The organism is Aeromonas sp. FDAARGOS 1402 (genome assembly GCF_019046925.1).
In the GTDB taxonomy this organism is placed as follows: Bacteria; Pseudomonadota; Gammaproteobacteria; order Enterobacterales; family Aeromonadaceae; genus Aeromonas; species Aeromonas caviae.
In genome coordinates this window covers 4,105,095-4,120,399 of sequence record NZ_CP077201.1, presented here as the reverse complement: position 1 = coordinate 4,120,399, position 15,305 = coordinate 4,105,095, and the positions used below count along the sequence as shown (strand labels likewise).

13 protein-coding genes are annotated in these 15,305 nt (G+C 62.6%); 8 read left to right on the top strand and 5 right to left on the bottom strand.

Annotated features, from left to right (window positions below; translation table 11 throughout):
- Positions 1-140 precede the first annotated feature (140 nt).
- The 6 genes from I6L32_RS19330 (at position 141) to gcvP (ending at position 8,495) form a co-directional block, all read left to right on the top strand.
- The gene (locus tag I6L32_RS19330) at positions 141-710 is read left to right on the top strand and encodes a UPF0149 family protein (RefSeq protein WP_114522763.1); all 570 of its coding nucleotides are present in this window, start codon (positions 141-143) and stop codon (positions 708-710) included.
- Between the two features lie 187 nt (positions 711-897).
- Entirely contained in the window at positions 898-2,121 is a 1,224-nt protein-coding gene (ubiH, locus tag I6L32_RS19325) for a 2-octaprenyl-6-methoxyphenyl hydroxylase (RefSeq protein ID WP_216944362.1), read from the top strand.
- Positions 2,122-2,221: 100 nt separating this feature from the next.
- Entirely contained in the window at positions 2,222-3,442 is a 1,221-nt protein-coding gene (locus I6L32_RS19320) for an FAD-dependent 2-octaprenylphenol hydroxylase (RefSeq protein ID WP_201997069.1), read from the top strand.
- Positions 3,443-3,823: 381 nt separating this feature from the next.
- Positions 3,824-4,921, top strand: a complete 1,098-nt coding sequence (gene gcvT / locus I6L32_RS19315) for a glycine cleavage system aminomethyltransferase GcvT (RefSeq protein ID WP_010675082.1) — start codon at positions 3,824-3,826, stop codon at positions 4,919-4,921.
- Positions 4,922-4,997: 76 nt separating this feature from the next.
- Positions 4,998-5,387: a glycine cleavage system protein GcvH gene (gene gcvH, locus I6L32_RS19310; RefSeq protein ID WP_010675081.1), complete on the top strand. Its 390-nt coding sequence runs from the start codon at positions 4,998-5,000 to the stop codon at positions 5,385-5,387.
- A gap of 231 nt (positions 5,388-5,618) precedes the next feature.
- Positions 5,619-8,495: an aminomethyl-transferring glycine dehydrogenase gene (gene gcvP / locus I6L32_RS19305; protein ID WP_216944361.1), complete on the top strand. Its 2,877-nt coding sequence runs from the start codon at positions 5,619-5,621 to the stop codon at positions 8,493-8,495.
- Positions 8,496-8,580: 85 nt separating this feature from the next.
- Here gcvP and I6L32_RS19300 read toward each other — a convergent pair whose 3' ends face one another.
- Positions 8,581-9,066: a VOC family protein gene (locus I6L32_RS19300; RefSeq protein WP_216944360.1), complete on the bottom strand. Its 486-nt coding sequence runs from the start codon at positions 9,064-9,066 to the stop codon at positions 8,581-8,583.
- A gap of 227 nt (positions 9,067-9,293) precedes the next feature.
- Here I6L32_RS19300 and I6L32_RS19295 point away from each other — a divergent pair, with 227 nt between their 5' ends.
- Complete coding sequence (locus I6L32_RS19295) at positions 9,294-10,043, top strand: class I SAM-dependent methyltransferase (protein ID WP_010675078.1); 750 nt, start codon at positions 9,294-9,296, stop codon at positions 10,041-10,043.
- Between the two features lie 124 nt (positions 10,044-10,167).
- Here the strand turns inward: I6L32_RS19295 and I6L32_RS19290 are convergent, their stop codons facing one another.
- Positions 10,168-10,413 (bottom strand): hypothetical protein, encoded by a 246-nt coding sequence (locus I6L32_RS19290; protein WP_216944359.1) that lies wholly within the window; start codon positions 10,411-10,413, stop codon positions 10,168-10,170.
- Between the two features lie 116 nt (positions 10,414-10,529).
- On the opposite strand from I6L32_RS19290, the gene I6L32_RS19285 reads away from it, so the two are divergent.
- Positions 10,530-11,849 (top strand): MFS transporter, encoded by a 1,320-nt coding sequence (locus tag I6L32_RS19285; RefSeq protein WP_216944358.1) that lies wholly within the window; start codon positions 10,530-10,532, stop codon positions 11,847-11,849.
- A gap of 71 nt (positions 11,850-11,920) precedes the next feature.
- On the opposite strand, the gene ahpF is transcribed toward I6L32_RS19285, so the two are convergent.
- From ahpF to I6L32_RS19270, 3 genes are all read right to left on the bottom strand, one after another.
- Complete coding sequence (ahpF, locus tag I6L32_RS19280) at positions 11,921-13,507, bottom strand: alkyl hydroperoxide reductase subunit F (protein WP_216944357.1); 1,587 nt, start codon at positions 13,505-13,507, stop codon at positions 11,921-11,923.
- Between the two features lie 142 nt (positions 13,508-13,649).
- Complete coding sequence (ahpC, locus tag I6L32_RS19275) at positions 13,650-14,216, bottom strand: alkyl hydroperoxide reductase subunit C (RefSeq protein ID WP_010675074.1); 567 nt, start codon at positions 14,214-14,216, stop codon at positions 13,650-13,652.
- A 629-nt stretch (positions 14,217-14,845) separates the two neighbouring features.
- Entirely contained in the window at positions 14,846-15,292 is a 447-nt protein-coding gene (locus tag I6L32_RS19270) for a CBS domain-containing protein (RefSeq protein ID WP_010675073.1), read from the bottom strand.
- Positions 15,293-15,305 lie beyond the last annotated feature (13 nt).

Here is a 15,305-nt window from a genome sequence, read left to right as displayed (position 1 = left end):
TTTATCCACGTGGACAACTGGGCGGGACTATATAGCGCAGATGCAGAAGTTTCAAGGCCTTGCTGGCTCTGGCAGGGGGAGAATGCTAGGATCTCGGCCATAAATTCTGCATATTTGCCTGAACTTTGAGCGGATCCTAGATGAGCAAAACAAACCCCCTGAAATACGCCGCCGTGGCGGACCTGATGGCACAGCACGACCTCATGGCGACGGCCGTCGAGGCCCATGGCGTGATCTGCGGCCTGGTGTGCGGTGGCGTGGCCCTGGACGACAAAAGCTGGCAGCCCCATTTCAATGATCTGATCAACGACGGTTTCGGTCTGCCGGCACCGGTGCGCCAGGTGATGACCGACCTCTATCACGAGGTGATCGAGAGTCTGATGGCACAAAAGGGCGTCGAGCTGCTGCTGCCAAGCGACGAGGCGCCGCTCGATGAGCGCATCGACTCGCTGGTGGACTGGTCCCAGGCCTTCCTGGCCGGCTTTGGCGTGGTGCAACAGGAGCTCTCCAAGGCATCCGAAGAGCTGCAGGAGATGATTCAGGACATCGCCAGCATCACCCAGGTCTCTGCCGAGTTCGATCAGGAAGATGAAGAGAACGAAGCCTCCTTCCTGGTGCTTTACGAACACGTGCGCCTCGGGGTCATGATGGCGTTCGAGGAGTTTGGCAAGCGCCCGGCTGCACCGAGCATGCCGCCGACCCTGCACTGATCTGCCCGCCCAGCGGGTCAATGAAAGAGCGCATCACGGCGCTCTTTCTGTTTTACAAGGGGTGAGAGCAGGGGAGGTACTCTGCTAACCCATGGCGCCAAAGCGGTTTTTTGCCCGTGGCTTCGCATCCCGTCCGCCACCTTTGTGGTAGGATTGGCCCACGTTTTTTCGCCTATGCCCTCTTCTCATGTCTCAATCTGATCTGGTTCACGTCGACGTGGCTATCGTCGGCGGTGGTATGAGCGGTGCCGTGCTGGCCCTCTCCCTTGCCGCCCTGAAAGGACAGGATGGTGCCCCCCTGCAGATCCTGCTGCTGGAGGCGAGTGCGCCCGAGCTCAATGCGCATCCCGGTTTCGATGCCCGTGCCATCGCGCTTTCCGCCGGTACCTGCGAGGCGCTGGCCCGTCACGACCTCTGGCCGCACCTGGCGCCCCACTGCTCCCCCATCACCCATATCCATGTGTCGGATCGGGGCCACTGCGGCCAGACCCGGCTGTCGGCGGCGGAGTATGGCCTGCCCGCCCTCGGTCAGGTGATCGAGCTGTCGGCGGCGGGCATCGTGCTGCAAGAGGAGATCGCCGCCTGCCCGCAGATCCGTATGTTGTGCCCGGCCAGGCTTGAGGCCATCGACCCCGACGAGGGGGGAGTGACGCTCGCCCTGGAGGGGGGCGCGCGCTACCGCACCCGGCTGCTGGTGGCGGCCGACGGGGGCCACTCCTTCGTGCGCCAGCATTTCAAGATGCCGGTCAGTCGCCACGATTATGGCCAGAGCGCCATCATCGCCACCGTCAAGACCGCCGAGGATCCCGCCGGGCGGGCCTTCGAGCGCTTCACCGACGGAGGGCCGTTGGCCCTGCTGCCCATGCAGGACGGCCTCTCCTCTCTGGTGTGGAGCGTCCCGCGGGACGAGGCACAGGCCCTGATGGCGCTGGATGATGCCGCCTTTCTCGCCCGTCTGCAGCAGGCCTTTGGCTGGCGACTCGGGCGCTTCGTGCGCACAGGGGCGCGCAACCTCTACCCCCTGGTGCTGACGGTGGCCGACTATCCCCTGGCCCAGCGTACCGTGCTGGTGGGCAACGCCGCTCACCTGCTGCATCCCATCGCCGGTCAGGGGTTCAACCTCGGCATGCGGGATCTGGACGTGCTGACCCGGACCCTGGCCCGTGCGCTCGCGGCGGGGGAAGACATCGGCGGCTTTGAGGTGCTAAGCGGCTACTGGCAGCAGCGGCGTGACGATCAGGCCCAGACCGTCTGGCTCACGTCCTCCCTGGCCCAGCTCTTCTCAAACCATCACGCTCCCCTGGTGGTGGGCCGCAATCTGGCGCTCTCCCTGATGGGCAGAGTGCCCTGGATCAAGGCACCGCTCGCCTCCCGCACCCTGGGATTCGTGGGCGAGGTGTGCGGCCAATAAGCGCTGTCGCACCGGCGGCAAAGACGATTTCGAGCAAGAGGCACGCCTGTGGGCGTCGCCTCGCAGATCCTGGCGACTCGCCCGGAAAGGACACAAGAGAATGCAGATGCAAGATGTGGATGTGGTGATCGTGGGGGGGGGCATGGTGGGCCTGGGGCTCGCTGCCGCCCTCAAGAACCGGGCGATCAAGGTGGCCATCGTGGAAGGCCGGCTGCCCGATGCAACGCTCGGTGAGACGCCGGACAACAGGGTCAGTGCCCTGAGCCTCGCGAGTCAGCACATCCTGCAAGGGGTCGGCGCCTGGGACGGCATAGTGGCGCGCCGCCTGCAGCCCTATGAGAAGATGCAGGTGTGGGAGCAGGACAGTTTCGGCCACATCGATTTCGATGCTGCCAGCCTGCGTCAGGGGGCCCTTGGCCACATCGTCGAGAACCGGGTGATCCAGCTTGCGCTGCTGGACGCCATCGCGGGGGCCAGCAATATCCAGATGCTGACCCCGGCCCGGGCCACCAGCCTGCAGTGCGGGCCAGCGGGCGCCCTGCTGCTGCTGGAAGATGGCCAGGCCCTCTCGGCCAAGCTGGTGGTGGCCGCCGATGGCGCCCACTCCTGGGTGCGCCGTCAGGCAGACATTCCCCTCACCAGCTGGGATTACGGTCATCACGCCCTGGTGGCGACGGTGCGTTGTGCCGAGCCCCATGAGGCGGTGGCCCGCCAGATCTTCACCCCCGAGGGGCCGCTCGCCTTCCTGCCCCTGTGGCAGCCCGACCTCTGCTCCATCGTGTGGTCTGTGCCCGCGGCCCGCGCCGAGGCGCTCTGCGCCCTGGATGACGACGGCTTCAACCGCCAGCTCACCGCCGCCTTTGATGGGCGTCTCGGGCTGTGCAAGGTGGAGGGGGCTCGCAGCGCCATTCCGCTGACCGCCCGCTACGCCCGCGACTTTGCCCGCGAGCGCCTGGTGCTGGTGGGGGATGCGGCCCACACCATCCACCCGCTGGCGGGGCAGGGGGTGAATCTGGGCTTGCTGGATGCCGCCGCTCTGGCGGAGCAGATCCTCATTCATCACGGTAAGGGCGCGGACATCGGCCTGCTCGCCAACCTGCGGGGCTACGAGCGCTGGCGCAAGAGCGAGGCGGCGCGCATGCTGGCGGCCATGGAGGGGCTCAAGCGACTGTTTGCGGGCAGCAACCCCCTCAAGAAGCTGGTGCGCGGGGTGGGGCTTCGCGCCGTCGACGGTCTTGGCCCCCTCAAGCAGGGCATGATCCGGGCCGCCATGGGGCTGGATGGGGAGCTGCCCACCCTGGCCAAGGGTGAAAAAATCTAATCTTACCCCGGGGTTTTAACAAAAAAACTAATCTGACAGGGCGAGATGACCCTTTGGGGGGTCAGCCTTTAATGTTGGCGAGAAGCGAAACGTTTTTCTGTAAATTGTGACGGAACGGTAAAAATCAACATTAAATCCCGCAATGGCGCGGTTTTGACTGTTTTTATCACTGTTTTTGCCTTAGTGTCTGGTGTCAGTGAGTCGGGTGAGGATTAGTTTTTTTTGAGCGGTGCCCCGGCACGCTTGTCATATAATCCGCTCCGTTCAAGGAATCACTCCTGCCCGCCCGGGCGGGAACGAGCACAGAGCTTGTGGTCCGTAGTTCCCGACGAGCCGGGGCGGATTGCGAGTGTTGTCGCGAACGCTTAAGGAAACACAGCGATGATCCAGACTACTGTATTGCATCCGAAACACCTGGAAGCGGGTGCCAAGATGGTGGACTTCCACGGTTGGGAGATGCCCATCAACTACGGTTCCCAGTTGGAAGAGCACCATGTGGTGCGCACCGATGCAGGCATGTTCGATGTCTCCCACATGACCATCGTCGATTTGACCGGCGAGCGGGTCAAAGCCTTCCTGCAACACCTGCTGGCCAACGACGTGGCCAAACTCACCGTCCCCGGCAAGGCCCTCTACAGCGGCATGCTCAATCCGGAAGGCGGCGTCATCGATGACCTCATCACCTACTTCCTGACCGATACCTTCTACCGCCTGGTGGTGAACTCCGCCACCCGCGAGAAGGATCTGGCCTGGATCCGCCATCACGCCATCGACTTTGCCGTGAGCGTGACCGAGCGCCCCGAGCTTGCCATGATCGCGGTGCAGGGCCCCCACGCCAAGGCCAAGGCGGCCAAGGTGTTCACCCCCGAGCAGAATGCGGCGGTCGAAGGCATGAAGCCCTTCTTCGGTGTGCAGGCCGGGGATCTCTTCATCGCCACCACCGGCTACACCGGCGAAGATGGCTACGAGATCGTGGTCCCCCAAGAGAAGGCGTGCGATCTGTGGCAGGCCCTGCTGGACAACGGTGTGGCCCCTTGTGGCCTGGGTGCCCGTGATACCCTGCGCCTGGAAGCGGGCATGAACCTCTACGGTCAGGACATGGACGAGTCAATCTCTCCGCTTGCCGCCAACATGGCCTGGACCCTGGCCTGGGAGCCTGCCTCCCGCCAATTCATCGGCCGCGCCGCCCTGGAAGCCCAGAAGGCCGCCGGCAACCAGCCCAAGCTGGTGGGTCTGGTAATGGAAGAAAAGGGCGTGCTGCGTGCCGGCATGCCGGTCACCTTCACCAGCGAGAGCGGCGAGACACGGGAGGGGGTGATCACCTCCGGCTCCTTCTCGCCCACCCTGGGTTACAGCATTGCCCTGGCGCGGGTGCCCCGCGATATCGGCGAACAGGCCCAGGTGGAGATCCGCAAGAAGCAGGTCACCGTGAAAGTCACCAAGCCGGCCTTCGTGCGCAACGGCCAGCCGTTGGTGTAATCATTGATTGCGGCGAGGGTTGACCTTCGCCGCCCCATTTTTGTTGAAGCGATCCAAGAGCATAAAGGAAGCACAAATGAGCCATATCCCGAGCGAACTGAAATATGCCACCTCCCACGAGTGGGTCCGTGTTGAAGCCAACGGCGAAGCCGTGGTCGGCATCACCGAGCACGCCCAGGATCTGCTGGGGGACATGGTGTTCGTCGATCTGCCGGAAGTGGGCAAGCAGGTGAGCGCCGGTGAAGATTGCGCCGTGGCGGAGTCCGTCAAGGCCGCCTCCGACATCTACAGCCCGGTGAGCGGCGAGATCCTGGCCGTCAACGAAGAGCTGGAAGGCAGCCCCGAGCTGGTCAACTCCGACCCCTACGGCGCCGGCTGGCTGTTCCGCATCAAGCTGGACGACGCGGGCGAGCTCGCCAACCTGCTGGATGCTGAAGGCTACCAGAACGTGGTGGACGAAGAGTAATGCCCCGGGCCCTGCCAACACAGCAGGGCCCACTTGTATGACTGCCATCCTGCGGCCATGGCGGTTGCAGGAAAGGCGCAGCCTTTGCGCCTTCGGGATGCCCTTGCCGCATTCCCCGTCTGCCTGCGGCGGACACAGAACATGAGTGGAGCCGGTATCGACCGGCTACAGGAACATCAGGTCTTGGTTGTCAGGATGTCATGCCAGGACCTATTACCAGGAAATAGGGAAATGACCCAGTCACTGTTTGAACTCGAGCAAAAAACCGATTTCATCCGCCGTCATATCGGCCCGGGTGAGGAAGAAGTGCGGGCCCTGCTCGCCACCGTGGGGGCCGAGAGCCTGGACGATCTGATTGAGCAGACGGTCCCCGCCGCCATCCGCCGTCCGGGGCCGCTTGGTATCGGCGCCCCCATGACCGAAGTGGAGGCCCTGGCCAAGCTCAAGGGCTATGCGGCCAAGAACCAGATCGCCAAGAGCTACATCGGCATGGGCTACCACGACACCCACGTGCCCCACGTCATCCTGCGCAACGTGCTGGAAAACCCGGGCTGGTACACCGCCTACACCCCCTATCAGCCCGAGCTGGCCCAGGGCCGTCTCGAAGCCCTGCTCAACTTCCAGCAGCTCACCCTGGATCTCACCGGCATGGATCTGGCGAGCGCCTCCCTGCTCGATGAAGCCACCGCCGCCGCCGAAGCCATGGCGCTGGCCAAGCGCATGGCCAAATCCAAATCCAACCTCTTCTTCGTGGCCGACGACGTTCACCCCCAGGTGATCGACGTGGTCAAGGAGCGCGCGGTCCACTTCGGTTTCGATGTGGTGGTCGGCCCTGCGGGCGAGGCCGTGAGCGAAGAGGTATTCGGTGCCATGTTCCAGTACCCGGGCACTACCGGCAATGTGACCGATCTGCGTTCCCTCATTGCCGCCGTCCAGGCCCAGAAGGGGCTGGCCTGCGTCGGGACCGACATGCTCTCCCTGCTGCTGCTCAAATCCCCGGGTGAACTGGGTGCCGACGTGGTGTTCGGCAGTGCCCAGCGCTTCGGCGTGCCCATGGGTTACGGTGGCCCCCACGCCGCCTTCTTCGCCACCCGCGACGCCTACAAGCGCTCCATGCCGGGTCGCATCATCGGCGTCTCTAAGGATGCCCGTGGCAAGAGCGCCCTGCGCATGGCCATGCAGACCCGCGAGCAGCATATCCGCCGCGAGAAGGCCAACTCCAACATCTGTACCGCCCAGGTGTTGCTGGCCAACATGGCGAGCTTCTACGCCGTTTACCACGGGCCGGTGGGGCTGAAAACCATCGCCTCCCGCGTGCACCGTCTGACCACCATCCTGGCGCTCGGCCTTACCGCCAAGGGCGTGGCCCTCAAGCACGGAAGCTGGTTCGATACCCTCACAGTACTGACGTCGGACAAGGCTGCACTCATTGCCAAGGCCGAAGGGCTCGGCATCAACCTGCGTGCGGATCTCGATGGTGCGGTCGGTGTGTCCCTCTCTGAAACCACCACCCGAGGGGATGTGGCCGAGCTGTTCGATCTGTTCCTTGGGGCGGGTCACGGCCTCGATGTGGAGGCCCTCGACCAGGCCGCCCAGACGCATCAGGCGATCCCGCAGGATCTGCTGCGCACCGACGCCGTGCTGACTCACGAGGTATTCAACAAGTACCACTCCGAGACCGAGATGCTGCGCTACATCCACCGTCTCGAAGCGAAAGATCTGGCCCTGAACTACGCCATGATCTCGCTCGGCTCCTGCACCATGAAGCTCAACGCCACCGCCGAGATGATCCCGGTGACCTGGCCCGAATTCGGCAAGCTGCACCCCTTCGCGCCGCTCAAGCAGACCCAGGGCTACCAGCTGCTGCTGGCAGATCTGGAAGACTGGCTGGTGAAGGTGACCGGCTACGATGCGGTCTGCATGCAGCCCAACTCCGGCGCTCAGGGCGAATACGCGGGCCTGCTCGCCATCAAGAAGTACCACGAGTCCCGCGGCGAGGGGCATCGCGATGTGTGCCTCATCCCGGCCTCTGCCCACGGTACCAACCCGGCTTCCGCCCAGATGGCGGGCCTCAAGGTCATCGTCACCGCCTGTGACAAGGCAGGCAACGTGGATCTGGACGACCTGCGCGCCAAGGCCGCCGAGGTCGGAGACCAGCTCTCCTGCCTGATGGTGACCTACCCCTCCACCCACGGGGTGTACGAGGAGACCATCAAGGAGGTGTGCGACATCGTTCACCAGTATGGTGGTCAGGTTTACCTCGACGGCGCCAACATGAACGCGCAGGTCGGGCTGACGGCGCCAGGCTTTATCGGCGCGGACGTCTCTCACCTCAACCTGCACAAGACCTTCGCCATTCCTCATGGCGGTGGCGGTCCGGGCATGGGCCCCATCGGTGTGAAGAAACACCTGGCACCGTTTGTAGCCGGTCACGCCGTGGTCAAGACCGACAAGGAGAGCCGTGACAACGGCGCCGTGTCTGCCGCTCCGTTCGGTTCGGCCAGCATTTTGCCCATCAGCTGGATGTACATCGCCATGCTGGGGGACGAGGGGCTCAAGAAATCCACCCAGGTCGCCATCCTCAACGCCAACTACCTGGCCAAGAAGCTCGGCGAGTCCTTCCCCGTGCTCTATACAGGTCGCAACGGCCGGGTGGCCCACGAGTGCATTCTGGACATCCGCCCGCTCAAAGAAGCCAGTGGCATCAGCGAGATGGACGTGGCCAAGCGCCTGATGGACTACGGCTTCCACGCGCCGACCATGAGCTTCCCGGTGGCGGGCACCCTGATGGTCGAGCCGACCGAATCCGAATCCAAGCGCGAGCTGGATCGCTTCGTGGAAGCCATGACCGCCATCCGCGCCGAGATTGCCCGGGTGCAGGACGGTCACTGGAGCCTTGCCGACAACCCCCTGGTCCATGCGCCGCACACCCAGGACGACGTGATGGATGCAGAGTGGAACCGTGGTTACAGCCGCGCCGAGGCGGTCTTCCCATCCGACGCGGTGCGCGCCAGCAAGCTGTGGCCGTCGGTCAACCGTATCGACGACGTCTATGGCGATCGCAATCTGTTCTGCTCTTGCGTACCCACCGAGGATTACGCCAAGTAATCGCGGCGCAGTAAGACTGACAGCCAATATGCACAAGGCCACCCCCAGGGGTGGCCTTGTTGTGTGTGGCGCCCGTGCGAACGGGCTACTCGCCCCGGCGCGCCGCCTCGATGGTGGCAATGTCAATCTTGTCCATCTGCATCATGGCCTCGAAGGCGCGTCTCGCTGCCTCGGGGTCGGGATCGCTTATCGCCTCGATGAGGACCTGAGGGGTGATCTGCCAGGAGATGCCCCACTTGTCCTGGCACCAGCCGCACTCGCTCGCCTGACCGCCGCTGTCGATGATGGCGTGCCAGTAGCGATCCGTCTCGGCCTGGTCCTGGGTGGCCACCTGAAACGAGAACGCCCAGTTGTGGCGGACCCCGGGCCCGCCGTTGAGGCCGAGGCAGGGGATCCCCATCACCCTGAACTCGACCGTCAGCACATCCCCTTTCTTGCCGGCGGGATAGTCGGCCGGGGCCCGGTGTACGGCACCGATGGCGGAGTCGGGGAAGAGGCTGGCGTAAAACCGTGCCGCCTCCTCGGCATCCCCGTCATACCAGAGGCAAATCCTGTTCTTGACTGGTCTCATTGTGTCGCAGCTCCATCCTGGTGTTTGTCCTTCGACGCCCGTGAGCGGGCGCCCCGATGGGTATCCTGCCGCCCCAGCGCCTGCTGTTTTGCTGGGTGGCAAGCCAGCCTGTACGCCGTTTGCCACCCGCTTGGGGCTTGCATGATGGGGTCAAGTGTAGTGGCATGGGGATCCTGGTCACCAGGCCGGGAGCCGGCATGAAGGCCGCAGCAAGAGAGGAGTCTGCCATGGACAGTACCCAGCGATTCTCGACCCGGGTCGAAGCCTATGTGAAATATCGACCCGGTTATCCCGCCGCCATGCTGGATTTTCTGGCAAGGGAGCTGGCCATGGGGCCAGAGGCCCAGGTGGCGGACATCGGCGCGGGCACCGGCATCCTGACCGCCCTGCTGGCCCCCCGGGTCGCGCGGGTCTGGGCGGTGGAGCCCAATGACGATATGCGGGCTGCCGCCAAACGGCTGCTTGCTCAGGTGGGGAACATCGGCTGGCTGCACGGCAGTGCGGAAGCCACGGGCCTGCCCACGGGGGCGATGGATCTGGTGACGGTCGCCCAGGCGTTTCACTGGTTCGATCGCGCGGCTTTTCGGCAGGAGTGCCAGCGGCTGCTCAAGCCCGGTGGCCAGGTCGCCCTCATCTGGAATGACAGGCTGACGAACACCCCGTTTCTCAAGGCCTATGAAGAGGGGCTGCACGCCTACTCGGGGGATTACGAGGAGGTCAATCATCGCAACCTCGGTGAGGCGGATTTTCGCGCCTTCTTCACCGGGGAGTACCGGCTCGATCGCTTCGAGAACAGCCAGCTATTCGATCTTGACGGGGTGCTTGGACGGCTCAACTCCTCCTCCTATGCGCCTGTGGCGGGCACGCCGGCCCACGATCAGATGACGGCGCTCGTTCGCCGCGAGTTTGCTCGCCACGCCGTTGACGGCAAGATAGCCTTCAACTATTGCACTCTGGTCTACAGTGGCCGGGTGTAGCCCCGTTCAGCGCTGACATCCGCAGTGAAAAGGCCCCCGCCAGTGATGGCGAGGGCCTTGTTTCATTTTGGCGGTCTGTATCCGGGCGATGCGAAAGAGACCGTCGCGCGGCGAAGGGGCGGTATCAGCCCTGATCGATGCTGAGAATGGCCATGGCCTTGGCCAGGGTATCGACCGATTCCTGATGCTTGCCCGCGTTGTGCAGGGTCTCTCCGTCCGCCCTCAACTGCTTCACCTCGGCCAGTTGCTCGGCACTGAGGGCGGGGTCTGCGGCCAGGGCGTCGTCTATCTTCTTCATGTCCATGGGGCAGTGGAAGGCGAGGGCGCTGCCGCAAAAGAGCAGGGCGGCCAACAACAGCATGAGTCTCATCTTTCGGATCTCCATGTGGGGTTCCCGTCAAGCATAGCCCCGCAGGGGGAGGGCATTCGGGTTGAAGGGGGCGGGAGGCAGGGGCTACCATGACCCTTTTGTTGCGAGGAGGCTCCATGGCACTGACAAGGTTGCTGTCCCCCCTGACCAGTCTGGTGATCTTCATTCTGGGTCACGGTCTGTTCAATACCCTGCTGACGGTGCGTCTCTCCGCCGAGCAGGTGTCCGCCCAGGCCATCGGTCTGGTGTCGGCTGCCTATTTCGGCGGCCTGGTGCTGGGGACTTTCATCAATGCCCGCCTCATCATCCGGGTGGGGCATATCCGGGCCTATGCGGCTTATGCCTCCCTGCTCTGTTTTCTGTTTCTGCTGCACGGCATGGTGGTGGAGCCTGTCACCTGGGCGGCGCTGCGGCTGATCGGGGGGTTTGCCACCGGCGGCCTGTTCGTGGTGCTGGAGTCCTGGATGCTGGTCTCAAGCACCCCGGCGAACCGGGGGCGGTTGATGTCCCTCTACATGATCCTGCTGTACGGTTCACTTGCCCTGGGCCAGCTGCTGCTCAAGCAGGTGGACCCCATGGTGCTGACGCCGTTCGCCCTGTGCGCCATGGCGGCGACTCTCTCCGTGGTGCCTCTGGCTCTCTCCCGAGTGGCGACGCCGGCCATGGTGGCACCCCAGCCGGTGGGAGTGCTGGAGCTGGTGCGCCTCACTCCGGCGGGGATGGGCAGCAGCTTTACCTCGGGCCTCATCCTCGGGGCCATCTATGGGCTGTTGCCGCTCTATTTCACCGACAGCGGCGCCTCCCTATCCCAGGTGGCGGACATGATGGCGCTGGTGATCCTGGGGGGGATGTGTCTGCAATATCCCATCGGGCGTGCATCTGATCGTTACGACAGACGGTTGGTGATCCTGCTGCTCTGCGCCCTGCTGACCCTGATCGCGTTGCTGATGGTGCTGCTGCCGGAGCCCTGGCGCGAGCCAATCGAGGGGACTCTTGTCTTCCTGCTGGGGGGCATGGCGTTCTCCATCTATCCCTTGAGCCTCAGCCATGCTTGCGATGAACTGCGCCCGGATCAGGTGCTGGGGGCAAACCAGGGGCTGCTGCTTGCCTACAGCCTGGGAGCCATGACGGGTCCGCTGCTGGCCCCCTTTACCATGGCGACGTTCGGACCACAGGGGCTGTTCGTCTACTTTGCCCTGTGCGGTCTGCTGCTGTCGGCCTATCTCGGCTGGCGCAGGCGTAAGCGAGCCCCCATTCCGCTGACGGAGCATCAGGTTTTCATACCTGTGCCCCCCAACACCCCCATGACGGCGGAGCTGGAGCCAAGAACGGATCTGGAAGGGGAGGCAGTGCCGGCGAGCTATGCCGTGCCTGATGCAGAAGAGAGAGCGGTGAGTGAAGAGGGGCAGGAGAGGGACGCGCCGCAGGGGCGCTGAAGGCTGGCGACCCAACGACAGGGATAAAAAAACCGACTCCAGGGAGTCGGTTTTTTGTTGGGCGGCGGCTATCAGGCGGTCACGGCATCGGCCTGGGTAGCTTGTGCTTCCGGCGCCGGGTTGCGAATGAGGTAATCAAACGCACCCAGGGCGGCGGTGGCACCTGCCCCCATGGAGATGATGATCTGCTTGAACGGTACCGTGGTGGCATCCCCTGCGGCATAGACGCCGGGCAGGGAGGTGGCACCCTTGGTGTCGATCTCGATTTCGCCAAAGCGGGTCAGGGCAATCTCGCTTCCTTTGAGGAACTCGGTGTTCGGCACCAGACCGATCTGGACGAAGATGCCAGCCACTGCCAGATGCTTGATCTCGCCGGTAGTGCGATCTTCGTAATCCATGCCCACCACCTTGCTGCCATCGCCGATCACTTCGGTGGTGCGGGCGCTCATGATGATGTCGATATTGCCCATGGAGCGGGCCTTCTTCTGCAGCACGTCGTCGGCACGCAGGGTATCGGCGAACTCTACCACGGTGACGTGCTCGACGATGCCGGCCAGATCGATGGCCGCCTCGATGCCGGAGTTGCCGCCACCGATCACCGCCACGCGCTTGCCCTTGAAGAAGGGGCCGTCACAGTGGGGGCAGTAGGCCACACCCTTGGTACGGTACTCGAGTTCACCCGGCACGTTCAGGTCGCGCCAGCGGGCACCGGTTGCCAGGATCACGGCGCGGCTCTTCAAGGTGGCACCTGAGGCGAGGTCCACGTTGACGTAACCATCCTTGCTGATGGCGGCGGCGCGCTGCTCGGTGATCACTTCCACGCCGTACTGCTTGACGTGCTGCTCCAGGCTGGCCGCCAGCTTGGGGCCCTCGGTGTAGGGCACGGAGATGAAGTTCTCGATGCCGACGGTGTCCATCACCTGGCCACCGAAACGTTCGGCGACAATGGCGGTGCGAATGCCTTTGCGGGCGGCATAGATGGCCGCGGCGGCGCCGGCCGGGCCACCGCCCACCACCAGCACGTCATAAGGCGCTTTTTCGCTCAGCTCTTGCGCCTTGCGCTCGGCAGCGCCGGTGTCGAGTTTGGCAACGATCTCTTCCAGCGAAATGCGGCCCTGGCTGAACGGCTGACCGTTCAGGTAGACGTTCGGGACCGCCATGATTTGACGCTCGTTCACCTCATCCTGGAACAGGGCACCGTCGATCATGGTGTGGGTGATGCCGGGGTTCAGGGTGGACATCAGGTTCAGGGCCTGTACCACGTCCGGACAGTTGTGGCAGGAGAGGGAAATATAGGTCTCGAAGTGGAACTCGCCCTTGAGGTTCTTCACCTGCTCCAGCACAGCCGGATCGGCCTTGGAGGGGTGACCGCCGCTTTGCAGCAGGGCGAGCACCAGGGAGGTGAATTCATGACCCATGGGAATGCCGGCAAAGTGCACGCGCGGGGCCTGGCCCTGGGGCGCGATGCTCATGGAAGGCTTGCGGGCATTGGTGCCATCGGTCAGGGAAATTTTGGCGGACATCTCGGCGATCTCGCTGGCCAATGCCAGGAGTTCGGCGGATTTGTCGCTGTCATTGCCGGACACGCTGATCTCGATGGGATTGACGATGTACTGCAAGTAACCGTTGAGTTGTTGTTTGAGGTTGGTATCTAACATGGTCGAATTCCTTCTTGCTGAATGCGGGTCGGCACGATGACCGGATACAGAAAACAGAGGTCCACACAGCAGACCAGCGCATTTTCTGAGGGCCGTAAACAAGACCGGCCCTTGAACGGGCCGGTCTTCAGAGCGGGGAGGCTTAGATTTTGCCTACCAGATCCAGGGACGGGGCCAGGGTGGCGTCGCCTTCTTTCCACTTGGCCGGGCACACTTCACCCGGGTGGGAAGCAACGTACTGGGCAGCCTTGACCTTGCGCAGCAGTTCCAGTGCGTCACGGCCGATGCCGCCAGCGTTGATTTCAACGATCTGGATGACGCCTTGCGGGTCGATGACGAAGGTACCACGGTCAGCCAGGCCAGCTTCTTCGATCATCACGCCGAAGTTGCGGGTGATGGTGCCGGTGGGGTCGCCGATCATCGGGTACTGGATCTTCTGGATGGTGTCAGAAGTGTCGTGCCAGGCCTTGTGGGTGAAGTGGGTGTCGGTGGAGACGGCGTAGATCTCGACGCCCAGCTTCTGGAATTCGGCGTAGTTGTCGGCCAGGTCGCCCAGCTCGGTCGGGCAGACGAAGGTGAAATCAGCCGGGTAGAAGAACACCACGGACCACTTGCCTTTCAGGTCAGCGTCAGACACCTGAACGAATTTGCCATTGTGGTAGGCGGTGGCGTTGAACGGCTTGATTTCAGTGTTGATGTAGGTAGACATGTATTTGCTCCTTGGTGATGTACATATGCCTGTCTGGTGTTGAAGAGTCGTGCCAGACGAGGCGCTTAACTTTCGATGGAGTCATCATAGTGACTTTTTCTAATCGGTCAAAGCCACAATTTTGAATCACATAAATCTATTTATTAGATAGACCATCACAACTGTACCTAACATGAATATCTCAGGCCTTCGGAGATAACTCATTGTCGAAGTTCAATTTCTGTCCTGCATGTCACATTTTCAAGGGCTGGGCCGGATTTGTTTTCATTGCGTGAGCAGAGAAGGGGGCAGACGAGGCGGCGCAGTAGAAAAAAGAGGGATAAAAAAATCCCGGCGCAGTCGCACAGACAGGGCCGGGTCATCAAACAAGGAATGGCGATAAATATGCTTTACAGCAAAGACTAACTACGGGGTGTGCAAACTTGCAGACATATGAAGAGAAGATGGCGGGTGCACAATCCTCATCTCCTCTTCGGCAACCATTGCATGATGGGCATCATAGTGTGATGAATGTCACAACGCAAGTTTTGTGGTGTAATTTTACAGTCAAATTGAAAGTGTTTCACTTAAATAGCCGTTAAATTAGGCTGAAAACGCTTTTGTTGTAATTTTATTACAGAATTTTAAGATCAAAAATCGGTTGGGGGCTCCTGCTCCTCCATCAGCTCCAGCAGATTGATGGCCACGGCGATGAAGTCCGACTCGGTGACGATGCCTACCAGCTTGCGCCCCTTGAGTACCGGCAGGCAGCCATATTTGTGGCGCTGCAGATACAGGGCCGCCTCCTTGATGCCGGCGTGGGGATCCACGCTCGCCACCTGACGGGTCATGATCTCGTCGAGCTGGACGCTGTCGGTGAACTCCGCCTCCCGCTCGGGGTTGATCAGCAGCAGCTTGGATTCACGGGTGGCCAGGATGTCCGAGAGGGTGACCAGACCAAGCAGATGCTGGTGTTCATCGACGATGGGAACGTGACGGATCCGCTCCTGCTGCATCAGCTCCATCGCCTGCTTGACGCTGTTTTCCGGACCCAGGGTAAAGGGGTGTTCAGTCATGATCTCGGAGAGGGTCATCATGGTGGGCCTCCTT